The sequence below is a fragment of the Kitasatospora sp. NPDC057512 genome, assembly GCF_042802135.1.
Taxonomy (GTDB): Bacteria; Actinomycetota; Actinomycetes; order Streptomycetales; family Streptomycetaceae; genus Kitasatospora.
Genome location: NZ_JBHVET010000046.1, coordinates 1 through 23,095 on the forward strand (window position 1 = coordinate 1; position 23,095 = coordinate 23,095).

At 75.1% G+C, this 23,095-nt stretch carries 19 protein-coding genes; 10 read left to right on the forward strand and 9 right to left on the reverse strand.

Translation table 11 applies throughout. The annotated features are described in order from the left end of the window. The coding region (locus ACFU6K_RS05800; protein WP_380661094.1) for an ABC transporter ATP-binding protein at positions 1-513 on the reverse strand (513 nt) is incomplete at its 3' end. 534 nt (positions 514-1,047) lie between these two features. Between ACFU6K_RS05800 and ACFU6K_RS05805 the strand changes: the two genes are divergently transcribed. Then, positions 1,048-1,782, forward strand: a complete 735-nt coding sequence (locus ACFU6K_RS05805) for an MgtC/SapB family protein (protein ID WP_380661095.1) — start codon at positions 1,048-1,050, stop codon at positions 1,780-1,782. A 105-nt stretch (positions 1,783-1,887) separates the two neighbouring features. After that, the gene (locus tag ACFU6K_RS05810; protein WP_380661096.1) at positions 1,888-2,565 is read left to right on the forward strand and encodes a YoaK family protein; all 678 of its coding nucleotides are present in this window, start codon (positions 1,888-1,890) and stop codon (positions 2,563-2,565) included. Between the two features lie 159 nt (positions 2,566-2,724). Here ACFU6K_RS05810 and ACFU6K_RS05815 read toward each other — a convergent pair whose 3' ends face one another. Beyond that, on the reverse strand, positions 2,725-3,381 hold the full coding sequence (locus tag ACFU6K_RS05815) for a hypothetical protein (protein WP_380661097.1): 657 nt from the start codon (positions 3,379-3,381) through the stop codon (positions 2,725-2,727). A gap of 416 nt (positions 3,382-3,797) precedes the next feature. Between ACFU6K_RS05815 and ACFU6K_RS05820 the strand changes: the two genes are divergently transcribed. From ACFU6K_RS05820 to ACFU6K_RS05830, 3 genes are read left to right on the forward strand one after another with little or no spacing between them, the layout of a single operon-like run. After that, entirely contained in the window at positions 3,798-4,322 is a 525-nt protein-coding gene (locus tag ACFU6K_RS05820; RefSeq protein ID WP_380661098.1) for a PadR family transcriptional regulator, read from the forward strand. After that, positions 4,319-5,011, forward strand: coding sequence for an ABC transporter ATP-binding protein (locus ACFU6K_RS05825; protein WP_380661100.1), 693 nt, complete (start codon positions 4,319-4,321; stop codon positions 5,009-5,011). The genes ACFU6K_RS05820 and ACFU6K_RS05825 overlap by 4 nt, the downstream gene beginning before the upstream one ends. Then, complete coding sequence (locus tag ACFU6K_RS05830; RefSeq protein ID WP_380661101.1) at positions 5,008-7,236, forward strand: FtsX-like permease family protein; 2,229 nt, start codon at positions 5,008-5,010, stop codon at positions 7,234-7,236. Before ACFU6K_RS05825 ends, ACFU6K_RS05830 begins: the two co-directional genes overlap by 4 nt. A 40-nt stretch (positions 7,237-7,276) precedes the next feature. On the opposite strand, the gene ACFU6K_RS05835 is transcribed toward ACFU6K_RS05830, so the two are convergent. Both ACFU6K_RS05835 and ACFU6K_RS05840 read right to left on the reverse strand, forming a co-directional pair. Then, positions 7,277-7,813 carry an NUDIX hydrolase gene (locus ACFU6K_RS05835; RefSeq protein ID WP_380661102.1) on the reverse strand — a complete coding sequence of 179 codons (537 nt, stop codon included), beginning with the start codon at positions 7,811-7,813 and terminating at the stop codon, positions 7,277-7,279. Between the two features lie 21 nt (positions 7,814-7,834). Continuing rightward, positions 7,835-9,253, reverse strand: a complete 1,419-nt coding sequence (locus ACFU6K_RS05840) for an SDR family NAD(P)-dependent oxidoreductase (protein WP_380661113.1) — start codon at positions 9,251-9,253, stop codon at positions 7,835-7,837. Between the two features lie 462 nt (positions 9,254-9,715). On the opposite strand from ACFU6K_RS05840, the gene ACFU6K_RS05845 reads away from it, so the two are divergent. Continuing rightward, positions 9,716-11,155 carry a GuaB1 family IMP dehydrogenase-related protein gene (locus ACFU6K_RS05845; RefSeq protein WP_380661103.1) on the forward strand — a complete coding sequence of 480 codons (1,440 nt, stop codon included), beginning with the start codon at positions 9,716-9,718 and terminating at the stop codon, positions 11,153-11,155. On the opposite strand, the gene ACFU6K_RS05850 is transcribed toward ACFU6K_RS05845, so the two are convergent. Then, complete coding sequence (locus ACFU6K_RS05850) at positions 11,116-12,171, reverse strand: DUF5995 family protein (protein WP_380661104.1); 1,056 nt, start codon at positions 12,169-12,171, stop codon at positions 11,116-11,118. The two genes, ACFU6K_RS05845 and ACFU6K_RS05850, sit on opposite strands and share 40 nt — an antisense overlap. 201 nt (positions 12,172-12,372) lie before the next feature. On the opposite strand from ACFU6K_RS05850, the gene ACFU6K_RS05855 reads away from it, so the two are divergent. Next, entirely contained in the window at positions 12,373-13,212 is an 840-nt protein-coding gene (locus ACFU6K_RS05855) for a poly-gamma-glutamate hydrolase family protein (RefSeq protein ID WP_380661105.1), read from the forward strand. Between the two features lie 38 nt (positions 13,213-13,250). Here the strand turns inward: ACFU6K_RS05855 and ACFU6K_RS05860 are convergent, their stop codons facing one another. Both ACFU6K_RS05860 and ACFU6K_RS05865 read right to left on the reverse strand, forming a co-directional pair. Then, positions 13,251-13,646 carry a DUF3224 domain-containing protein gene (locus tag ACFU6K_RS05860; protein WP_380661106.1) on the reverse strand — a complete coding sequence of 132 codons (396 nt, stop codon included), beginning with the start codon at positions 13,644-13,646 and terminating at the stop codon, positions 13,251-13,253. Between the two features lie 168 nt (positions 13,647-13,814). Then, complete coding sequence (locus ACFU6K_RS05865; RefSeq protein WP_049655986.1) at positions 13,815-14,906, reverse strand: PP2C family protein-serine/threonine phosphatase; 1,092 nt, start codon at positions 14,904-14,906, stop codon at positions 13,815-13,817. A gap of 209 nt (positions 14,907-15,115) precedes the next feature. On the opposite strand from ACFU6K_RS05865, the gene ACFU6K_RS05870 reads away from it, so the two are divergent. Next, positions 15,116-16,087, forward strand: coding sequence for a pseudouridine synthase (locus tag ACFU6K_RS05870; protein ID WP_380661107.1), 972 nt, complete (start codon positions 15,116-15,118; stop codon positions 16,085-16,087). 73 nt (positions 16,088-16,160) lie between these two features. Continuing rightward, the gene (locus ACFU6K_RS05875) at positions 16,161-16,922 is read left to right on the forward strand and encodes an SDR family NAD(P)-dependent oxidoreductase (RefSeq protein WP_380661108.1); all 762 of its coding nucleotides are present in this window, start codon (positions 16,161-16,163) and stop codon (positions 16,920-16,922) included. 95 nt (positions 16,923-17,017) lie between these two features. Here ACFU6K_RS05875 and ACFU6K_RS05880 read toward each other — a convergent pair whose 3' ends face one another. Then, on the reverse strand, positions 17,018-20,701 hold the full coding sequence (locus ACFU6K_RS05880) for a SpoIIE family protein phosphatase (RefSeq protein ID WP_380661109.1): 3,684 nt from the start codon (positions 20,699-20,701) through the stop codon (positions 17,018-17,020). Between the two features lie 199 nt (positions 20,702-20,900). After that, positions 20,901-22,364 carry an MFS transporter gene (locus tag ACFU6K_RS05885; protein WP_380661110.1) on the reverse strand — a complete coding sequence of 488 codons (1,464 nt, stop codon included), beginning with the start codon at positions 22,362-22,364 and terminating at the stop codon, positions 20,901-20,903. 122 nt (positions 22,365-22,486) lie between these two features. On the opposite strand from ACFU6K_RS05885, the gene ACFU6K_RS05890 reads away from it, so the two are divergent. After that, on the forward strand, positions 22,487-23,032 hold the full coding sequence (locus ACFU6K_RS05890) for a winged helix-turn-helix transcriptional regulator (protein WP_380661112.1): 546 nt from the start codon (positions 22,487-22,489) through the stop codon (positions 23,030-23,032). Positions 23,033-23,095 lie beyond the last annotated feature (63 nt).

The following is a 23,095-nucleotide window of genomic DNA, read 5'->3' on the forward strand; positions in this document are numbered from 1 at the left end:
GACGCGCTGCTGCTGGCCGCCGGACATGTCGTCGGGGAAGCGGTCGGCGAGCTCGCCGATGCCCAGCTCCTCCAACGCGGCCAGCGCCTCCCGGCGGGCCCGGCGGCCCGGGACGCCGTCGAGTTCGCGCGGCAGGGAGATGTTCTCGGCGGCGGTCAGCGCCGGGATCAGGTTGTAGTCCTGGAAGACGTACCCGATCGAGCGCCGCCGGAGGTCGGCGAGCCGGCCGCGGCCGAGGCCGCCGAGGGCGACCCCCTCCACCAGCACCTCGCCGTCGCTGGGCTGGTCCAGCCCGCCGGCCAGGGTCAGCAGGGTGGACTTCCCGGAGCCGGACGGGCCCATGACGGCGACGAACTCGCCCGGGTGGACGGCCAGGTCGATGCCGCGCAGGGCGTGCACCTCGGCGGCGCCCCGCCCGTGGACGCGGGTGACGTTGGCCAGGCGCAGGACGGGTGCGGGCCGGGTCGGATCGGTGTGGGACACACTTCCCCCTCGTGAGCTGCTCAACTGCATATGTCGGTGAACTATATATGCCGGAGGACGTGACGCAAGGCGGGTCGGTTCCCGGGTGGCGGTGATCGGATTCGGTCAAACTTCTACAAAGCTGTCGAGGAAGAGCGGGAAACCCTGCCCCGGTCGTTCGGAGGCGGTCTATGCTCGGGACGGCTCGCGGCTCCGGAGGCGACTCCGTACGGGGTTCCACCCCTCGGGCCGTGCCACCACGCGGCGCACGATCGATGCGCCCCGGACCGGGAGGAGGCGGGAGACATGGACAGCGGTAGTCCGGGTCGCAGTCGCCGCCCCCGTGGTGTGCGGTAGCACCCTTCCCCGCGCGTTCCCCGGGCGCCCCGTCCCGCGCCCGACGCCCGAGACCCCCGACGCGCCGTCACGCCGTCCGCGGCCGGCTCGACCCGGCCGAGGGCCGCGCCCTGCGCGCCTCCCCGCCGACCCCGGCGGGGGTGGCCATCATCGAGGTCGCCCGGCCTGCCGGGAGCACCGACCGCGCGCCACCGTCCGTCCCCCTCCTCCCGCGAAGGAGGTGCCGTCGTGCACACCCTGACCACCGTCGACTTCCTGGTACGGCTCGCCACCGGCGTCGCCTGCGGCGCGCTGATCGGCGTCGAACGCCAGTGGCGGGCCCGGATGGCCGGCCTGCGCACCAACGCCCTGGTCGCCGCCGGCGCCACCCTGTTCGTGCTCTACAGCGAGGCCGTCGGCGACGCCGGCAGCCCCACCCGGGTCGCCTCCTACGTCGTCTCCGGCATCGGCTTCCTCGGCGGTGGCGTCATCCTGCGCGACGGCGCCGGCGTACGCGGCCTCAACACCGCCGCCACGCTGTGGTGTTCGGCCGCCGTCGGGGTGCTGGCCGCCTCCGGCAAACTGCAGCTCGCCGTCCTCGGCACGCTCGCCGTGCTCGTCGTCCACCTGGTGCTGCGCCCGGCCGGCCGACTCCTCGACCGGGCCCCGCAGGCCGGCAGCGACCCGGACTCCACCACCCGCGCCACCGTCCACCTGGAGTGCGACCGCAAGTCCGAGACCCACATCCGGGCCCTGCTGCTCCAGGCCCTCGCCGGCTCCGGGCTCGCCCCGACCGGCCTGCGCGCGCGCCGTACCGACAGCGGCGACGCCACCAGCCTGCGGGCCACCGTCGCGATCACCGGGCAGGTCGCCCCGGCGCTCGAACAGGTCGTCACCCGGCTGTCGTTGGAGCCCGGCGTGCGCGACCTGCACTGGCACCTGGAGGACGAGCCGGAGGACCCCGGCAACCCGGCGCTCGCCTGACGGGGCGACACGGACGTACCGTCACCATCCGGACCGCGCCACCCGGACCGCGTCACCCTCCGGGCCGCGCCACCCGAACCCCCGCCCGAACCGACTGGAGGCAGAATGCCGACCCCCGATCCCGAGCACGGGCCGCTGGTGCCGATGCTGCTGGTGCTGACCGTGGTCACCGGAGTGGTGGACGCGGTCAGCTACCTCGAACTCGGCCACGTCTTCGTCGCCAACATGACCGGCAACGTGGTGTTCCTCGGCTTCGCGCTGGCCGGCGCGGCCAACCTCTCCGCCACCGCCTCGCTGGCCGCCCTCGCCGCCTTCCTGCTCGGCGCCCTGGCCGGCGGCCACCTCGCCCGCCGCCTGCCCGGCCATCGCGGGCACCTGCTGACCGTCGCCGTCGCCGTCCAGTCGGCGCTGGTCGCGGCGGCCACCGTGCTGGCGGCCGTGGCCGGCCACACCTCCGAGCCGGCCCGCTACACCCTGATCGGGCTGCTCGGCTTCGCCATGGGCGGCCAGAACGCGGTGGTCCGCGCCCTGAAGGTCCCCGACCTCACCACCACCGTGCTCACCATGACCATCACCGCCCTCGCCGCCGACCGCACCGGCCCCCGCCGCCTGGCCTCCGCGGTCTGGATGTTCGCCGGAGCCCTCCTCGGCGCCGTCCTGGTCCTCCACGCCGACATCCCGCTCGCTCTGGCCCTGGCCCTCGCGCTGCTCCTCGCCGTGGCCGCCCTCACCCACCGTGCCGCCAGGACCGTCCCCGCCCCCGCCTGGACCCACCCGCGTTGACCGGGCATCCGTTGATCCGTCGTCGGCCCACGGCCGGTGCGGGGTGCGGGCCGCGTCGAACTCCCGTCATGCCCAAGGGGGTTCGGGATGCCGTACGGTCACCTGCGGCCCGTACGGCGCTCCTGGCGGCGTCGACCCCCGGTGACCGGTCCGGGGGGCTCAGTCCTCGCTGCGGTGCCCGGCGCGGCCGCTCCAGAGGGGTTCGAGGCGCTCCCAGTCGGCGCTCCAGGCGGCCTCCGCGCGGCGGTCGAGGGCGTGGAGGCGCAGGCGGAGGGCGAGGGTGAGCAGGGCCAGCAGGACGAGGAGGGCGCCGGCGCCGGTGCAGGCGGCGGAGACGGCGAGGGCCACCCGGTCGGCCGGGGCGACGGAGACGGTACCGGCCGCATCGACCCAGACGGGGATGCGGCTGCCGGTGACGGCGGAGTGCGGGGCCTGGACGGTGCCTTGGCGCGGGCTGCCGTCGGGGGCGGTCCACTCCGCGTGGACGTCCACCTGGTTGCTGTAGCCGCCGGCGAAGCGGCTGCCGGTGGCGGTGGTGCGGTCCGGGACGCCGCTGACCACGGCGTCGACCTGCTGCAGCCGCCCGCGGTCGGCGTCGGCCCGGTGCGCGGTGGCGCGGTGGAGGAGCAGCGAGCCGCCCGCGCACAGGGCGAGCGCGAGCACCGCGCCGAGCACGGCGGACAGCCAGGCGCGGGCGCGGGAGCGGTCGAGGGGGCGGGCGAGCGGCTCGTGCCGGGCACCGAGTGCCCGCCGCAGCCGCCGGCCGGTGCGCCGCGGGAGCGACGCGGGCAGGGCCGGACGGGGTGTGCTGGACACGGTGAGGGCTCCTCAGGGGCGCGGGGACGCTGGGCGGTTACGCCCCAATGTCCACCCGGCGGCCCCCCGCGCACAAGAGTCGTGCGCGTTCGGAGGACCGCCGGACCACGCCGTCAGGGCCGCTCGGCCCAGCGGTCGGGACGTTCGGCCCTCGGCATCCGCGCCTGGTCCGGGCAGGCTGGGGTGTGGCGGCGTCCTCCCGGTGCTTGGGCGCCGCCGTGGCCCGGTCGGCCGTGGGGGCGCCGGGCCGAGGTACGAGGCAGGGGGTGGTCGTGGGGTCACCCCCTGCCTGTGCCGTGTCCGGCTCCGGCCGCTTCTCCACCCTTTCCTCGCCGATGAACTGACGACGTCCCAGCTCAGGGCCGTATTCTGCCCAGATATACACTCGGGGTATACGCCGGGTGTATGTTTCCCCCATGAGTGTTCCTTTGACCCTCCTGGGGCTGCTGGAGCGTGAGCCGAGCCACGGCTACGACCTCAAGCGCGACTACGACGCCCTCTTCGGCCGCGGCAAGCCCCTTCCGTACGGCCAGGTCTACTCGACCCTCGGCCGGCTGGCCCGCGACGGCAAGGTGGTGGCCGGCGAGGCGGAGCCCGGCGACGGGCCCGAGCGCAAGCGGTACGTCATCACCGAGACCGGGGCGACCGAGTTCGAGACCTGGCTCCAGGAGCCGGTCGCGCCCGAGCCCAACCTCCAGTCCGTGCTGTTCACCAAGGTGGTGCTGGCCCTGATGCTGGGCCGGGACGCCGAGCACTACCTGGACACCCAGCGCGCCGCCCACCTGCGCCGGATGCGCGAACTCACCGAACTGCGCCGCACCGGAGCCCTGGTGGACGCCCTGCTCGCCGACCACGGCCTGTTCCACCTGGAGGCCGACCTGCGCTGGATCGACCTCACCGCCGACCGCCTGGACGCGCTCGCCGCGGAGGTGAACGCGTGACCGCCGTGATCGAGGCCCGGGACGTCGCCCTCGCCTTCGGGGAGACCCCGGCCCTGCGCGGGGCCAGCCTGTCCGTCCAGGCCGGCGAGGTGCTCGCCGTCATGGGCCCCAGCGGCTCCGGCAAGTCGACGTTGCTGCACTGCCTGGCCGGCATCCTGGTGCCCGACGCGGGGGAGGTGCTGTTCGACGGACAGCGCCTGGACACCATGCCGGAGGCCCGGCGCAGCGCCCTGCGCCGGGACCGGTTCGGCTTCGTCTTCCAGTTCGGCCAGCTGGTGCCGGAGTTGACGGCCGAAGAGAACGTCGCGCTGCCGCTGCTGCTGAACGGCGTGCGCCGCTCCGCCGCCCTGGCCCAGGCCCGCCCGTGGTTCGCCCGGCTCGGCCTGGACGGCATGGAGCGGCGCCGCTCCGGCGAGCTGTCGGGCGGTCAGGCGCAGCGGGTCGCCCTGGCCCGCGGCCTGGTGGCCCGGCCGCGGGTGCTGTTCGCCGACGAGCCGACCGGCGCGCTGGACTCGCTGACCGGCGAGCAGGTGATGGAGCTGATGGTCGCCTCGGCCAGGGAGCAGGGCACCACCGTCATCCTGGTCACCCACGAGGCCCGGGTCGCCGCGTACGCGGACCGCGAGGCGGTCGTCCGCGACGGCAGGGCCCGTACGCTCTCGACCGGAGCCGGAACGGTGGCCTCGTGATCGCCTTCTCGCTCCGGCTGGCCGTCAGCGGCGGCCGGGAGGCCGTGGCCCGGCTGCTGATGATCGCGGCGGCGGTCGCGATCGGGGTCGGGCTGCTGCTGTCGACCTGCGCCGGCGTCAACGCGATCGACCGTGCCAACGAGCGGCAGCTCTGGATGAACACGGGCGTCGCGGGCGCGACCGCGGCCACCTCGGCGGACCCGCTCCGCTGGGCCGCCCGGATGGACTACTACCGGGGGAGGGCCGTCTTCCGGGCCGATGTCGCCCCGACCGGTCCCACCTCGCCCCTGCCGCCCGGCCTGAGCCGGCTTCCCGCGCCCGGCGAGTACTACGCCTCGCCCGCGCTGGAGAAGCTGCTGCGCGACGTCCCGGCCGCCGAGCTGGGCGACCGCTTCCCGGGACGGCGGGTCGGCACCCTCGGGGACGACGCGCTGCCCTCCCCGGACACCCTGGCGCTGGTCGTCGGCCGCACCGCGGACGAGGTCGGGGCCCTGCCGAGGGCCGCCACCGTCACCGGCCTCGCCACCGCCCTGCCCCGCGACTGCGAGCACGACTGCTACGGCGCGGGCGTGCACGGCGACGCGATGGTCCTGGTGCTCACCGTGGTGGCCGCCGCGCTGATCTTCCCGGTGCTGGTCTTCATCGGCACCGCGACCCGGCTCTCCGCCGCCACCCGCGAGCAGCGCTACGCCGCGATCCGCCTGGTGGGCGCGACGCCCCGCCAGGTGTCGGTGATCTCGGCGGTGGAGTCCACCCTGGCCGCGGCGATCGGCACGGCCCTCGGCTTCGGCCTGTACGCCGCGCTGAAACCGGTGGTGGCCGACGTGCCGTTCACCGGCGACCGCTTCTTCGCCTCCGACCTGGTGCTGACCCTGCCGCAGGTGGCGGGCGTGGTGCTGGGCGTACCGGCGGCGGCCGCGCTGGCCGCCCGGCTCGCGCTGCGCCGGGTCACCGTCTCGCCGCTCGGGGTCTCCCGCCGGGTCACCCCGAAGCCGCCGAGCGTCTGGCGGCTGGTCCCGCTGGTGGCCGGCCTGGCCGAGCTCGGCTACTTCGTCGGCAACCGTCCGGAGACCACCGACGGACAGTCCACCGCGTACCTGACCGGTTTCGTGCTGGTGATGCTCGGGCTGGTGGTGTCGGGGCCGTGGCTGACCATGGCCGCGGCCCGGACGGTGGCCCGGCACACCCGCCGTCCGGCCGCCCTGATCGCGATGCGCCGCCTGGCGGACGACCCGAGGGCGGGCTTCCGTTCGGTCGCCGGCGTCGTGCTGGCGCTGTTCGTGACCACCGCGACCCTGGCGATCATGAGCACCGTCAACGCCAACCAGGGCATGCTGAACGGTGCCGCCGAGATGCGCAAGGCGATCGTGGACGCCCCGTTCGGCGGCCGGGACGACGTGGTTCCGCTGCCGTCGGTGCCCGATCGGGTGCTGGCCGAGGCGCGGGCCGTCCCGGGGTTCCGGGGGATCGCCCTGGTGCACGAGGACCCGGCCGGTACGGGCCTGCGGGGCGAGCGGGGGATCGTGCCCGGTCTGGTGGACTGCGCGGAACTCGCGCGGATCCCCGTGGTCGGCCGCTGCGCGCCCGGCGCCGCCGTCGCGGCGGTCGACCCCTACCAGGTGGTCGACCTGGTGGACGCCTCCGACCGCGAGTGGCCGGCCGCACCGGTCTCCGCGGCCGAGGTGTCCGCGCTCCCGGTGCGGATGCTCTACGCGACCACCGACGGCTCCAAGGCGGCCGAGGAGCAGCTGCGGACCCTGTTCACGAAGGAGTTCCCGCGCTACGAGGCGCGGCTGGCCGAGGACTGGTCCTCCGCCGGGCAGAAGAAGCTCCAGGGTTGGCGGCAGCTCGCCAACGTGGTGCTGCTGACCACCCTGCCGATCGCCGGGTGCAGCCTCGCGGTGAGCGTGGTGGCCGGACTGTCCGACCGGCGGCGGCCGTTCGCGATGCTGCGGCTGACCGGGGCGCCGCTGCGGCTGCTGCGCAGGGTGGTCGGACTGGAGAGCGCGCTGCCGCTGCTGGTGGTGTCGGCGCTCGCGATCGGGACGGGCTTCGCCGCCGCGGCGATGTTCCTCAAGGCGCAGAAGGACTACGACCTGGTGTCCCCGGGCCCGGCGTACTACGGGCTGACCGGCTTCGGACTGGCCGCCTCGCTCGGCATCATCGCCTCGACGCTGCCGCTGCTGAAGCGGATCACCGGGCCGGAGGCGGTCCGCAACGGCTGAGCACCGTCAGCCGCCCCGTCGCCCGCCCCGTCGTCCGCCCTCAGCGGGCGACGGGGTAGCCGTGCGTCCCGGCCCGCAGCCGCGGGGACAGCCTGGGCAGCCAGCTGCCGAGCACCAGTGCGGACGGGTAGAACATCGGCTCGGGCAGCGCGTCCACCGGGACGCGCTCCCAGCCGCCGCACGCGTGCGGCTCGGTGACCACGGCCTCGGCCAGGCTCGGCGGCGCCAGCACAGCGGCCGTCAGCCGGGGTCGGCCGAGCTCGTGGTCGAGGTGGACGGCGAGCACCCGCATCTCCTCGGCGGGCAGCACGATGCCCGTCTCCTCGGCGAGTTCGCGGGCCGCGGTCCGCTCGAAGGACTCGCCGAGGTCGACCTTGCCGCCGGGCAGGCTCCAGGTCGGCGGCTCGCCGGCCGTGGTCCGGCGGCCGATCAGCACCCGGCCGTCGCCGGTGGGCACGATGACCCCGGCGCCGAGCAGCGGTGCGGTCGGCGGGACCGGTGCGGCGGGCGCGATCGGCCCCGCGGCGGGCGCGGTCGGCCCGGCGGGTACGGTCGGTCCGGTCGGTGCGGTGCTCAACTCGCCATCCCCTTCGGCTGGTTACCAGTTGGAGCGGTCGTAGTCCTTGAGGAAGCAGCCGTACAGGTCCTCGCCCGCCTCGCCGCGCACGATCGGGTCGTACACCCGGGCCGCGCCGTCGACCAGGTCGAGCGGGGCGTGGAAGCCCTCGTCGGCGAGGCGCATCTTGTCCGGGTGCGGCCGCTCGTCGGTGATCCAGCCGGTGTCGACGGCGGTCATCAGGATGCCGTCGGACTCGAACATCTCCTGCGCGCTGGTGCGGGTGAGCATGTTGAGCGCGGCCTTGGCCATGTTGGTGTGCGGGTGGCCGGCGCCCTTGTAGCCGCGCGAGAAGACGCCCTCCATCGCGGAGACGTTGACCACGTACTTGCGGCGGGACGCGGAGGCGGCCATCGCCGGGCGCAGTCGGCTGATCAGGATGAACGGCGCGGTGGAGTTGCAGAGCTGGACCTCCAGCAGCTCCATCGGGCCGACCTCGCTGACGGTCTGCACCCAGCTGTTGGTGTCCGCGAGGTCGGGCACCAGGCCGCCGGCGTCGATCGCGGTGCCGGCCGCGATCCGGTCGGGCGTCGCGGAGCCGGTGACCAGGGCGAGTGAGGTGACGTCCTCGGCGGTGATCCGCTGCGTGTCGCCGCCCGCCTGGTGGGGGAGGGCGGGCAGGTCGACGCTGCCGCTGCCGAAGCGGCCGATGGTGGTTGCCTGGGGCAGCTCGCCGGCCGGCAGTGGCGCGGACTCGGCGTTGACCAGCTCGCGGTAGGACTCCGGCGGGCGGCGCACGGTCTGCGCGGCGTTGTTGATCAGGATGTCCAGCGGGCCGTCGGCGGCGACCTCGTCGGCCAGGGCCATCACCTGGGCCGGGTCGCGCAGGTCGATGCCGATGATCTTGAGGCGGTGGATCCACTCGGCGCTGTCCGGCATCGCCGTGAAGCGGCGGATCGCGTCGTTGGGGAAGCGGGTGGTGATGGTGGTGTGGGCGCCGTCGCGCAGCAGCATCAGCGCGATGTACATCCCGATCTTGGCCCGGCCGCCGGTGAGCAGCGCGCGCTTGCCGGTGAGGTCGGCGCGGGCGTCCCGGCGGGAGCGGTTCTTGACCGCGCAGTCCTGGCAGAGGTTGTGGTAGAAGGCGTCGACCTCGACGTACCGCTGCTTGCAGGTGTAGCAGGAGCGCGGACGCTCCAGGATCCCGGCGATCTCGGTGGTGGTGACGGTGGTCAGGCCGAAGGCGCCGGCCGTCTCGTCGTCGATCCGGGTGGGCGCACCGGTGGCGGTACGGGCGGTGACCTCGCGGTCGTTGGCGGTCTTGCGGGCCCGGGTCTCCTGGCGGCGGCGCTGCTTGAGGGTGCGGAATATGCCGCCGACGGCCTGGCGGACGGTGATCGCGTCCGGGTGGTCCACGTGCAGCTCGTCGAGCTCGGCCAGCACCTCCAGGCAGAGTCGCAGCCGCTCGGGGTCGAGGCCGGGACCGAAGTCGACCTCCTCCTCGGCGCCCTCGACCCGGTCCTGCCCGGGGCCCGTCCGCTCGACGCCCGTCCGCTCGATGTCCGCCTGCCGGAGGTCCGTCTGGTCGATGTCCGTCTGACCGATGCTCACGCCTGCTGCCGCTTTCCCGATTCGCCACGCCCACACGCGTGAAGCCAAGCCCATTACCGCGTGAATGCTACGGGAGCGGCCCGGACCGGGGCGAAAACCCGACGTCGGAGGGGGTCCTTGGATGATCCTCCATGTCTACGCGCGGAGTATTGATCACGGTTTGTACGCAGCCCCAGCAATGCCCGTCGAACTGGCTTTTGCCCCCACCCTCACGGAGAATCGAACGCTGGGTGCCGGGCGCCCGAGTGCGCTCCGGCGGCATCGCCGCAACCGCACCCGAGGTGTATCCCCCCAGCCAGAGAGCCCTTCTTCATGCGCTTCCTGAACGACCTCAAGCCCTCGTACGACCTGACGTACGACGACGTCTTCATGGTCCCCAGCCGTTCCGCCGTGGGCTCCCGGCAGGGCGTCGACCTCTCCTCGAACGACGGCACCGGCACCACCATCCCGCTGGTCGTGGCCAACATGACCGCCATCGCCGGCCGCCGGATGGCCGAGACCGTCGCCCGCCGCGGCGGCCTGGTCGCCATCCCGCAGGACATCCCCACCGAGGTCATCGCCGAGGTCGTCTCCTGGGTCAAGCAGCGCCACCTGGTGTTCGACACCCCGATCACGCTCGCCCCCGGCGCCACCGTGGCCGAGGCGCTCTCGCTGCTGCCCAAGCGCGCGCACGGCGCCCTCGTGGTGGTCGAGGACGGCAAGCCCGTCGGCGTGGTCACCGAGTCCGACTGCCAGGGCGTGGACCGCTTCACCAGCCTGGCCGACATCATGTCCCGCGAGCTGCTGCTGCTGGACGAGGGCATCGACCCGCGGACCGCCTTCGAGAAGCTCACCGAGGCGCACCGCAAGCTCGCTCCGGTCGTGGACGGCGAGGGCCGACTGGTCGGCATCCTCACCCGCAAGGGCGCGCTGCGCGCCACCCTGTACACCCCGGCCGTGGACGAGTCCGGCAGGCTGCGGATCGCCGCCACCGTCGGCATCAACGGCGACGTCGCGGGTAAGGCCGCGGCGCTGATCGAGGCCGGTGCCGACGTGCTGGTGGTCGACACCGCGCACGGCCACCAGGAGTCCATGATCAGCGCGCTGCGCGCGGTGCGCGGCCTGGACCCGCGGGTCCCGATCGTGGCCGGCAACGTGGTCTCCGCCGCCGGTGTCCGCGACCTGGTCGAGGCGGGCGCCGACATCCTCAAGGTCGGCGTCGGCCCCGGCGCCATGTGCACCACCCGGATGATGACCGGCGTCGGCCGGCCGCAGTTCTCCGCCGTCCTGGAGTGCGCCGCCGAGGCCCGCCGGCTCGGCAAGCACGTCTGGGCCGACGGCGGCGTGCGGCACCCGCGCGACGTCGCGATGGCGCTGGCCGCCGGCGCCTCCAACGTCATGATCGGCTCCTGGTTCGCCGGGACCTACGAGTCCCCGGGCGACCTCCAGACCGCCGCCGACGGCCGCCAGTACAAGGAGAGCTTCGGCATGGCCTCGGCCCGCGCCGTCAGCAACCGCACCGCCCAGGACTCCTCGTACGACCGGGCCCGCAAGGGACTGTTCGAGGAGGGCATCTCGCACTCCCGGATGTTCCTCGACCCGACCCGCCCCGGCGTCGAGGACCTGATCGACTCGATCATCGCGGGCGTCCGCAGCTCCTGCACCTACGCGGGCGCCGGCAGCCTGGAGGAGTTCCACGAGAAGGCGATCGTGGGCATCCAGAGCGCGGCCGGCTACGCCGAGGGCAAGCCGCTGCACTCCAGCTGGGCCTGACCGCCTCCGGCGCCCGCCGCTACTGCCGCGCCTTCTGCCGCGCCTTCCGGGCCCGCGGCGGCGGGGCCCGCCGCGTCGGGTCTCGTACCGTCGGGGCCCGCACCGTCGGCCGTCCGGTTCCTCGCCTCGGGGAGCCGGGCGGCCGCGGCCGTTGCGGGGGTGCGGTGCCCGGGGGTCGGGCCGCTGATCCGGCCGCTGACCCGGCCGCGGGCCGGGCGGTCGTCCGGGGCGTGGTTCGGGGTGTGGTCCGGTGCGTGGCCTGATCCGGTGCTCCGCTCGTCGCCCGGTCCGCCGCCGTGCCTCCCGGCCGGCCCGAGCGGGAGCAGCAGCACGCGGCCGAGCAGCCCGACCGAACCGTCCAGCGCGGTGGCGAGGGCCCGGGCGGCGCCCGGCAGGTGCCGCAGCTCCCACAGTGCCTCGACGGTGCCCCAGGCGCCCTCGCGGGCGGCCCCGACCGACCAGGCGCCGAGCAGGTGGGTGAGCGGCTCGGCGCGCTCCAGCAGGTCGGGCCCGGGCATCAGCTGCTCCCGGACGGCCGTCTCCACCTCGGCCAGCACCCGGTCGATCCGGTGGTAGTCCGGCTCGACGTCGGACGGCTCGCAGCCCCGGCGGCGGCAGGTGTCCACGACGGCCAGCGGCAGGTCGTGCTGGATGTGGGCGGCCATCCCGGCCAGCGCGAACTGCAGCGGGTGCACCCCCGGGTGGGCGCGCAGCGCGAACAGCGGCCGCCAGCAGGCGGGCGGCTCCTGCCCGGCCGCGTCGGCGGCCACGGCCCGCAGGTACCGCCCGGCGAACACCACGTCCAGTTCGGCCACCGCCGACGGGTCGGTGAAGCACCCGCCGTCCAGCCGGTCGCGGACCGCCTCCGTCACGGTGAGGTAGAGCCGGTTGAACACCCCCACCCCGTCGGCCGGGGGCAGCCCCGCCCCGATCTCCCGCAGCCGGCCGACCACCTGCTCGACCGTCCGCGCCTCCGCGACCACCGCCGTCGTACGATCCACCGCCGTGTCGGGCATGTGCCACCCTCCGATGTCGATCGTGCACTGATCGCATCATCGTGACAGCGCTGGCGCGCGCCCGGGTGGACGCGGCACGCCTCCGTCGATCCGGTGTCGCACGGCCGGGCCGATCCCGCCGTGACACGGCGTTTGACGTGGCGTCGACTTGGCCGGAGCCTTACCGGTACTTTTCCGATCCCCCACCTCCTGTCATGATCCGTGACCGTGATTAACCGTCGTACCCTGATCGCCGCGTTCGCCGCGGCCCCGGCCCTCAGCACCCTCGGCGCCGCCGTGGGCAGCACCCCCGCGAGCGCCGCCGCCGACCTGTACCCCTCCAACACGGCCCTCTACGCCACCCCGACCGTGGTCGAGGGCGTGGACTACGGCCGCCGCTACCGCCGGCACCTGGTCGACGACCAGAGCCCGCAGGGCCGTACGCCGTTCGTCCGGACCACCGTCATCGCCCCGCACGGCGGCGGCATCGAGGGCGGCACCTCCGAACTGTGCCTGGCCATCGCGGGTTACCACCCGGCTGACCTCGCCCCGGCCCCGGCCACCGGGCCGACGCACGACTTCTGGATGTTCGAGGGCCTGCGCTCCTCCAACAACAGCGAGCTGCACGTCACCTCGACCCACTGCGACGACGGAGTGGCCCGCGCGATGTGCGCCGGCAGCCGCAACGTGCTCTCGCTGCACGGCTGCACCGCCGCCCAGGCCGGGCTGGAGGCCGGCGCCCAGGCCGTGCTGGTCGGCGGCCTGAACTCCACCTTCCGCCAGTACCTGATGGAAGAGTTCGCGGCCGCGGGCATCCGGGCCGTGACCGCCTCCGGCGAGGAGGAGATCGCGGGCATCTCCCCGGAGAACATCTGCAACCGCAGCCTGCTCGGCATGGGCGCCCAGCTGGAGATGACCACGGAGCTGCGGGCCGCGATGTTCGCCCCGGGCAAGAACACCCGCACCGAGCGGGCGGCCAACACCCTGCCGCTGTTCTGGGCCTACGCGACCGCGGTCCGGACCGCGATCCAGCGGCTGGAGGCGACCCAGCCCATCCTCTGACGGCCCGGGGCCGCCGGCCGCGCGCGCCGCGGCCGGCGTCAGCCCAGCCCGTACTCCAGGACGTAGGTGTGGGTGCCGGACCCGTCGACGGTCAGGTGGAACTCGCCGGTGATCCCGGCCAGCTCGCCCGTGCCCGTGCCCGGCACCACGCGTATCGTCGTGCCGGAGGTGTCCCAGGCCGCGTGCTGGAGGACGAACGAGCCCTTGCGCCCGTCCAGTTCACCCGTCACGTGCTCCACCGCGACGTACGAGGCCGGGCTGCCGGAGGGGCCCGCGACGGAGAGCATCCGCACCTCGCCCGCCCCGCTCAGCCCGCCCGTGAAGGTCTTGGCGATCCGGACCCGCCCGAACGCCGCGCCCTCCCGCTCCTCCGTCTCCACCGGCTCGAACGCCGTGACCTCGAACGACCCGCTCGCCCTGCTCCCGCTCCCCATGGCACCGTCCCCTCGTCGATCCGCGACCACCCTGCGGCCGACTTCCCGCCGACCGTGGACCGAGCCTTGCACACACCACTGACAATGGCGGCCGGGCAGCTCTCCGGACTGCTTGCCGGGCCGCCTTCCGGGCCGCCTTCCCGAGCCCGAGCCGTCGGCGCGGTCAGGTCACGGCTCCCAGCGGATCGCCAGCACCGCCGCGTCGTCGGCCAGCCCGGCGTCCCCGACCCAGCCGCCGACGTCCGTCAGCACGGCGTCCAGCAGGTCCGCCGGGGTGCCGCCGTGCAGTCCGGGCAGCCGCTCCGCGATCGGGTAGAACCGGCCCGCGGCGTCCCGGGCCTCCGAAACGCCGTCGGTGTGCAGGAGCAGCAGGTCGCCCGGTTCCGGGTCGAACCGCCGGTCCGGGTAGCTGTCGTCGGTGAGCCCGAGCAGCCCCAGCGGCGGCGCCGGGAACGGGGGCTCCAGCTCGCTCACCCGGCCCGCCCGGCGCAGCAGCGGGGGCGGGTGGCCGCAGTTCACCAGCCGCACCGGCCCCCGGTCCGGCGCCACGTCGAGCAGCAGCGCGGTGGCGAACCGCCCCTCCTCCGACGGCCGGGCGGCGAGCGCCGCGTCCAGCCGTTCGGCGAGCCGCCCGGGGTCGGGCTCGGTCCGCGCGGCCTCCCGGAACACCCCGAGGACGTCCGCCGCCGTCTCCACCGCGGGGAGGCCGTGCCCCTGGACGTCCCCGAGCAGGATGCGCAGCCCGAAGCGGGTCTCCACCACGGCGTACAGGTCCCCGCCGATCCGGGCCTCGGCGGCCGCCGCGACGTACCGCACCGCCAGGCGCAGCGGCCCGATCCGCTCCGGCGGAGGCCGTAGCAGGGCCCGCTGGGCGGCCTCGGCCACCGTCCGGACCTGGAACAGCTCCCGTTCGCGCGCCGCCACCAGGACGACACTGGCCGCGCTGGCCAGGGTCGAGGCCAGGACGGTGACCGGCACGCTGATCCGCACCGAGAGCGGCAGCTGCGCGTTGGCCGACTCCAGCAGGCCGACGGCGACCACCGCCGCCGCGCCGACCAGCAGCGGCACCCGGGCCCGCCGGGTGGTCGCACCGGCCAGCACCGGGGCCACCGCGAGCAGCGGCGCCAGGGTGGTCCCGGGCCCGATGGCCAGCGCGGCCACCACGGCGGCGACCAGCAGCAGGAGCGAGCCGTAGAGCAGCAGCCGGGTCCGCCTCGGCAGGTGCAGCGGCGGCACCCCGTCCGGGCCGTCGGCGGTCACGCGTCCTCCAGTGGTGCCGGCCGGTGGGCCGGACGTCGGTTTGCTGGTCCCTCAGCCCGCTGGCCCGCCGGGTGCCCGGTGGGCGGCCCGGCGGACGGTCGGAGGCCCCCGGGCGTCACGAGGGCCTCCGGTCCACTTTCCCTGCCCGGCCCCGGGTCAGCACCTCGGCCGAGGGGCGCGCGCCGGCGCGCACTAGGCTGGGGCGGGAGATGAGACGCAAGAGCCGCCGCCCGGCCTCCCCCCTCCCGCAGCGCCACGGCGTGGACCCGGTGCACCTCCGGCTGCCGCTCGAAGGCCCCTGGCCGACGGTGCGGGACCACCTGGTGGACCGGCTGCCCGCCGTCCCGCCCGAGCGGATCGACGCCGCGCTGCGGGACGGCGAGATCGTCGGCGAGCAGGGCCCGATCGCCCCGGCGGAACCGTTTCGGCCCGGCGCCCACCTGTGGTTCTACCGGGACCTCCCCGAGGAGGTGCGCGTCCCCTTCGAGCTGGTCGTGCTGCACCGCGACGAGCACCTGGTGGTGGTCGACAAGCCGCACTTCCTGGCCACCACCCCGCGCGGCCGGCACGTCACCGAGACGGCGCTGTCCCGGCTGCGGCACACGCTCGACCTGCCCGCGCTGAGCCCCGCGCACCGCCTGGACCGGCTCACCGCGGGCCTGGCCATGTTCGTCGTCCGCCCGGAGGACCGCGGCGCCTACCAGACGCTGTTCCGGGACCGGCTGGTGCGCAAGGAGTACCAGGCCGTCGCCGGGTACGACCCGGAGCTGAGCCTGCCGCGCACCGTGCGCAGCCACATCGTCAAGGAGCGCGGGGTGATCGCCGCCCAGGAGATCGACGCGCCGCCGAACAGCGAGAGCCGGATCGACCTGCTGGAGCGCCGCGACGGCCTCGCCCGCTACCGGTTGCGGCCGCTGAGCGGGCGCACCCACCAGCTGCGGCTGCACATGTGCGGCCTCGGGCTGCCGATCCTCGGCGACCCGGTCTACCCGGTCGTGCTTCCCGAGCCCGCCCCCGACGACTTCCGCCGCCCGCTGCAACTGCTCGCCTCGACGATCGAGTTCACCGATCCGCTGACCGGCCGGGAGCGCCGCTTCGAGACCCGCCGGACACTGACCGCCTGGAGCGACCCGCAGGGCTGGGCCGACGGCGCCGGTCCCCAGGACGTCCGAACGGTCTAGGGCCAACGTCCGAGCCGGTCCCCGTTCCGGTGGCCGATCCGCGGACCGGCCCGGCGGCGGGATGGTGTGCGGCATGAACGCAGACAACAACGCGGGTGTGTGCGCGGGTACCGCCGTGCCGCGGACCGCTCCCGTCGCCCTGGTCACCGGAGCCTCCCGCGGCCTCGGCCTGGCCCTCGCGCACGCCCTCGCCGCCGACGGCTGGCAGCTGGTGATCACCGCCCGGGGAGCGGCCGAACTCGCCGCCGCCGCAGCCGATCTGGCCGCCGTCACCAGGGTCGTCGCGCTGCCCGGCTCCGTCGTCGACGACGACCACCGCGCCCACCTGGCCGGGGCCGCCGAGGACCTCGGCGGCGCGAGCCTGCTGGTCAACAACGCCGGAACGCTCAACGGCGCCCCCGGCCCCGGCGGGGAACCGCTGCCCCGGCTGGCCGACTTCCCGCTGCCGGGCCTGCTGGAGACCTTCGAGGTGAACACGCTCGCCCCGATCGCCCTCACCCAGCTCGTGCTGCCCCAGCTGCGCGCCCACGCCGGCGCCGTCCTCAACATCAGCTCCGAGGCCGCCGTGGTGCCCTACCGCGGCTGGGGCGGTTACGGTGCCAGCAAGGCCGCGTTGGACCTCGCCGGCGACGTACTCGCCCGGGAGGAGCCGGAGTTGCGGGTCTGGGCGGTGGACCCGGGCAGCATGCACACCCGGATGCTCCAGGAGGCCGGCCGCGGCGAGGACGTCTCCGGCGCGCCGCTGCCCGAGCAGGTGGCGCCGGTCCTGCTCGACCTGCTCCGCGAGCGCAGGCCCTCCGGCCGCTACCGCGCCGAGGACCTGGCCGCCCGGTAGCGGCACCCACCGACCCCGGCCGTGGCCTCGGTTGCCCGCCCCAACTCCCCGCCCGCGCACCGGCCGAGAAGCGCGGCACGACAGCGGCCGGTCGTTCAGGCGGACGGCGCGGCCCCCGGGGGCAGCTCCAGCTCGAACCAGACCACCTTTCCGTCCTTGGTCCGGCGGCTGCCCCAGCGGTGCGCGAGCTCGTTGACCAGGTGGATGCCCCGGCCGCCCTCGTCCTCGCTGCGGGCGCGGCGGATCCGCGGCACCTCGGACTCCTGGTCGGCGACCTCGACGGTGAGCACCCGGTTGCAGTAGAGCCGCAGTTGGGTGGGTGATCCGGCGTGCACCAGCGCGTTGGTGATCAGTTCGCTGGTGAGCAGCTCGGCCCAGTCGGTGAGCGCGCCGAGCCCCCAGGAGGTCAGCGTCTCGCGGGTGAAGCGGCGCGAGTGGGCGACCATGGCGTGGTCGCCGGTGAGCCGCAGGGTGGCGATCCGGTCCGCGCCCGGCGGGCGGACCTGCGCCATGATGACGGCGATGTCGTCCTCGCCGGTGGTCTCGGTGAGCCGCGTCAGGACGGCGTCGCAGGTCTGTTCCAGCGAGCCGCGCCGGTCGGCGACCGTCCGGCACAGCAACTGGAGTCCCTCGTCGAGGTCCTGGCCCCGGCGCTCGACCAGCCCGTCCGTGTAGAGGGTCAGGATCCCCTCCTCGGGGAGGGTGAACTCGGCGCTCTCGAAGGCGACTCCGCCCACTCCCAGGGGGGTTCCGGTGGGCAGTTCGACCAGGTGCGCCCGCCCCTCGGTGTCGGCGACCACGGGCGGCAGGTGCCCGGCGCTGGCCGCGGTGCACCGGCGGTCCACCGGGTCGTAGACCACGCAGACGCAGGTGGCGAACTGGCCCTCGCCGATGCCCGCGGTCGCCTCGTCCAGCCGGTACAGCACCCGCTCGGGGTCCAGGTCCAGTGTGATCAACGTCCGTGCGGCCGTCCGGAGTTGCCCCATGGTGGCGGCGGCCCGGATGCCGTGGCCCATCACGTCGCCGACGATCAGCGCGACCCGTCCGGAGGACAGCGGCACCACGTCGAACCAGTCGCCGCCGACCTCGCTGACCACGCTGCTCGGCAGGTAGCGGTAGGCGAGGTCCAGCCCGAGCGTGCGGTGCACCTCCTGTGGCAGCAGGCTGCGTTGGAGGGTGAGCGCGGTGTCCCGTTCGCGGCGGTAGAGCCGTCCGTTGTCGATCGCCAGCGCGGTGCGGGCGGCCAGCTCCTCGGCCAGCGAACGGTCCGCCGACCCGAACGGCACCGGGTTGCGGGAGCGGACGAACTCCGCGCCGCCCAGCACCTGTCCGCGCGCCACCAGCGGCACCATCAGGTACGAGTGCACCCCGGCGTCCAGGCTCGGCTGCACCCGGTCGGGCGAGGCGACGATCCGGCTCAGCTCCTCCTCGGTGACCTCGGCGACCAGGATCGAGCGCCGGGTGCGCAGGCTCTGCGCGTACAGCCCGGCCGACTGCGAGGTCTCGCCCACCTGGTCGGCCGCCCCGAGCATGCCGCCGTCCGGGCCGGTGTCGCCGACCGCCACCGCCCGCATCAGCACCGGGCCCTCCGCCGGGACCGCCCCGGGCTCCTCGCCGCTGAGCACCGCCTCGCGCAGGTCCACGGTCACGAAGTCGGCGAAGCGGGGGATCACCACCTCGACCAACTCCCGGGCGGTGCGGTGCAGATCGAGCGTGGTGCCGATCCGGTTGCTGGCCTCGTTCAGCAGTGACAGCCGCTGCTGGGCGGCCCACGCCTCGTCCAGTGCCCGCTGCCGGGCGGCGGCCGCGTCGCGCTCGCGGGTGAACAGCAGCGCGTTGTCGATCGAGACGGCCGCCCGCACCGCCAACTCCCCGGCCAGCGCCACGTCGTCCTCCTCGTACGGTCGCTCGACCCGGGTGCGGTAGAAGCCCGCCACGCCGACCGGGGTGCCGCGCGCGATCAGCGGGACCACCATGAACGACAGCACGTTCTGCTCCCGTACGGCGGCCTGGCGCACCGGGTCGTCGGCGAACCAGGCCATGCCCTTCTCGTCCATCCTGGGCACCAGGACCGGCTTGCGGTGCGCCAGGCACCAGGCGTACGGCGAACCGGGCACGAAGCGGTGCAGGTTGCCGGTGCGTGCGATCGGCGCCAGTGTCGAGCCGGGCACCGAGTGGAAGGCCATCCGCCGCAGCAGCGCCGAACCGTCCGCCGGGGCGGTCGCCTCGCGCTCGCCGCGGACCAGCTCCTCCAGCACCTCGACGACCACCGTGTCGGCCAGCCTCGGTGCCGCCACCTCGGCCAACTCCTGGGCGGTCTGGGCGAGATCGAGCGTGGTGCCGATCCGGGCGGAGGCCACGTTGACCAGTGCCAGACGTTCCTGCGCGGCCCTCGCCTCGCGCAGCGCCTGCTGCCGGGCCAGCACGGTCTGGTGCTGGCGCAGGTACAGCCGGGCGTTGTCGATCGCGACGGCCGCGCGCGAGGACAGCTCGTCGCCGAGCGTGATGTCGGCCGCCGCGAAGGACTCCCGCGCGCCGCGCCGCGAGTACACCACCATGCCGAGCGTCGTACCGCGCGCCACCAGCGGGGTGATCCGCACCGAGCGCGGTCGGTCGCCGAGGTAGGCCTGCCGGCGGCTCTCGTGGATCGGCTCGCTCAGCATCGGCAGCTCCCAGGAGGGCACCACCACCGTGCGCCCGCCGGTCAGCGCCCGGGCGTACGGGGAGTCCGGCGGCAGCTCGTACACCGCGTCCACCGGCAGCGACTCGGCCGGGTAGACGGCGTCGGCGGAGGCGATCGCCAGGCGGCGCACCAGCAGCGGGGCGTCCGACGCGGGCGGCTCCACGGTCCGGCCGGCCACCAGCTCCTCCAGCCCGAACACCGCGCTGATGTCGGCGACCCTGGGAACCATCGCGTCGACCAGCTCCCGGGCGGTCTGCCGCAGGTCCAGCGTGGTGCCGATCGAGGCGGTCGCGTCGACCAGCAGGGACAGCCGCTCCTGGGCGCGGGCCGCCCGGGCGTCGGCGTGGAACCGCTCGGTGATGTCGATGACCGTGGCGCACACACCGAGCACCCGGCCGCCGCGGTCCTTCAACCGGAAGTACGAGGCCGACCAGGCGTGGTCATGGCTCGGGTCGCCCGGGGTGCGGCCGTGCGCGAGGTCGTCCACCACCGGCTCGCCGCTCTCCAGCACCCGGCGCATCACCGCCTCGGACTCGGGGCCGTTGATCCCGGGCAGCACCTCGGTGAGCCGACGGCCCAGCGGCTCCTCGACGCTCAGGCCGTTCGAGTCCGCCAGCGCCGCGTTCAACCGGACGAAGCGCAGGCCGGTGTCGAACACCGCCATGCCGACCGGGGACTGGGTGAAGAACCCGTCGAGGAGCGCCAGGTCGGCCTGGAGCCGGCGCAGCGTGGTCACCTCGGAGGCGACCGCCAGCACCATCGGGGCGCCGCCGGGGCCGCGGATCGGATGGGTGCGGAACTCCAGGTTCACCAGGTGTCCGTCCCGGTGCCGCACGGGGAACACCCCGGACCACGACCGGCCCGCCAGGATCTGCCGGAACAACTGGAGCACCTCCGGCCGGTGCTCCTCGGAGGTCAGCAGCGTCGCCGCCCGCGCTCCCACCGCCTCCTGCGCACGGTGCCCGAGCAACGCCTCCGCGTCACTGCTCCAGTGCAGGATCCGCCCGTCGGCGTCTATCAGCGCCGTGGCGATCGGCACCATCAGCAGGGCGTCCTGCCGCGGCTGCCCCGCGCGCTGCGCGTATTCGTCCACCATGGCCAGAGAACCGTCCCAGAAACCGTCCGGAGATCGTTCCCACCAGCCCTGCCATCTTCGCACGCACCCCCACCCACCGCAGCCGCCCCGGCTTCAGCCCCACCGCTACCCCCACCCCCACCCCCACCACCGCGCCCCGCACGAGAAGTCGGGCCAGCCGACTTCCGGTGTCCCGTGGGGTGGGAGGGGTTCGCCGCGCTCACCCGACCGGGGTGGGTTCCGGGGCCGGTGCGGTGCGGGCGGTGCGGGATTCGGTGGTGTGGGCGGCGAGGGCGAGGAGGGCGCCGAGGAGGCAGAGGGCTGCGGCGACCAGGGTGGCCCGGTCGGTGCCCGCGGCGAGGGTGCGGGCGGTGGGGTGGGGGGAGCCGGCGACGGTCACGGTGAGGGCCACGCCGAGGGCCGAACCCAGGTAGCGGGAGGTGTTGTTGGCGCCGGATCCCATGGCGGCCCGGTGCGCGGGTACGCTGCTGACCGCGAGTCGGGCGAGCGCCGCGTTCAGGATGCCGCTGCCGATGCCCGCGACGGCGAGCCCCGGGGCCGGCCGCAGCCAGGACGAGTCGGGGGTGAGCCCGTAGAGCGCGGCCTCGCCGGTGCCGCAGACCAGCAGGCCGAGGGCGACCTGGGCGGTGGCGGACAGGCGGGTGGCCAGGCGGCGGGCCTGGAGGGCGGAGACCACCGAGAGGCCCGACCACAGGGCCAGCACGCCGGCCGCGGCCGGGCCGGACAGGCCGAGCACGCCCTGGAGCAGGGTGGGCAGGTAGCTCATGAAGCCGACCAGGGCCAGCCCGGTGAAGAGCGCCCCGCCGGTGGCCGCGATGAAGCCGGGGCTGCGGAACAGGGCGAGGTCCAGCATCGGCTCCCGGACCTTCGCCTCGACCACGGCGAACGCCGCCAGCAGCAGCACCCCGCCCGCCAGCAGCGCCACCACGGCGGGCTGTGCCCAGCCGCCGCGGCCCTCGGCCAGTCCGGCGATCAGGCAGGAGGTGCCGGCGGCGAGGGTGAACACCCCGTACGGGTCGAGGGCGCGCGGGCGTTCGGCCCGTGACTCGGTGAGGAGCCCGGCGGCGCAGCCGGCCACCACGGCCGAGGCCACCGCGATCCCGCCGCTGACCGCGCGCCATCCGGCCCACTGCTGGACCAGGGCGCCGTACACCGGCCCGATCGCGATGCCGAGCCCGACCGCCGCGCCCCAGACGCCGAGCGCTCGGATCCGGCCGGGCCCGGGCGGGTGGGCGTGGCTGATCAGGCCGAGCGCGGGGGCCAGGACGGCGGCCGAGGCGGCGCCGAGGAGCACCCGGGAGGCCAGGTAGACGGCGCCGCCGGGGGCGAGGGCGGCCAGCGACTCGGCGGCGGCGAACAGCAGCACACCGAAGGTGAAGACCCGCTTGCGGCCGTGGTCGTCGGCTGCGCTCCCGGCGGTGAGCAGCAGCGCCGAGATGCCGACCAGGGTGCCGGTGAGGATCCAGGTGCGGCCGGAGGCGCCCAGGTGGGCGGCCTGGGCGGTGGCGGCGAGCGAGGCGGTGGGGGCGGTGTACGCGACGGTGGTCAGGGCGGTCGCCGCCGCGGTGGTCGCCAGCGTGGCACCGGGCCGGACGCGCGGACCCGGGGCGGTGGGGGTGGCGGGGGAGGAGGTGGGTGAGGAGCCAGGTGGTGCGGGGGGCATGGGTGTTCCCTCCGAGGGCCGGACCTTGATGGTCTGGTGAATGAACCTTCGTCTCGGACGGCACGCTACCACTGCTGGTCTGTTCATTGAACCCATGGTGGGGGTGGACTAGGCTGGCGCCCATGGCCCTGGGAACCGACTACGAGCTGCAGGAGTGCGCGCTGGCCCGCGCCCTGGAGGTGGTCGGCGAGCGCTGGAGCCTGCTGATCGTGCGCGACGCGTTCTACGGCGTGCAGCGCTTCAACGACTTCCTCGCCCACCTCGGCATCCCGCGCGCCGTCCTCACCTCGCGCCTCAACGCCCTGGTGGCGGCCGGGGTGCTGCGCAAGGAGCCGTACCAGCGGGCGCCGCTGCGCCATGGCTATCTGCTCACCGGGACCGGCCTCGAACTCTGGGGCCCGCTCTACCAGTTGAGCCGCTGGGGCGGCCGGCACGCCACCGAGGGGGGTCCGTACCACCTCTTCGCGCACGCCGCCTGCGGCACCGACCTCGACCTCGTCGGCGTCTGCCCGGCCTGCGGCGGCGGGCCCGTCCCGCCGACCGCGGTCGTCATGCGCCCCAACCCCGCCCGGGCCGGCGGCCACCGCGAGGACCCGGTCTCCCGCGCCCTGGTCCGCCCCCACCCGCTGCTCGAACCGATCGCCTCGGCGGCGGTGCTGTCCGGCTGACCGTCGGACCATGCGCCCACGGACCATGCGCCCACGGCCCGTACGCAGGCGGGGCCGCCGGCG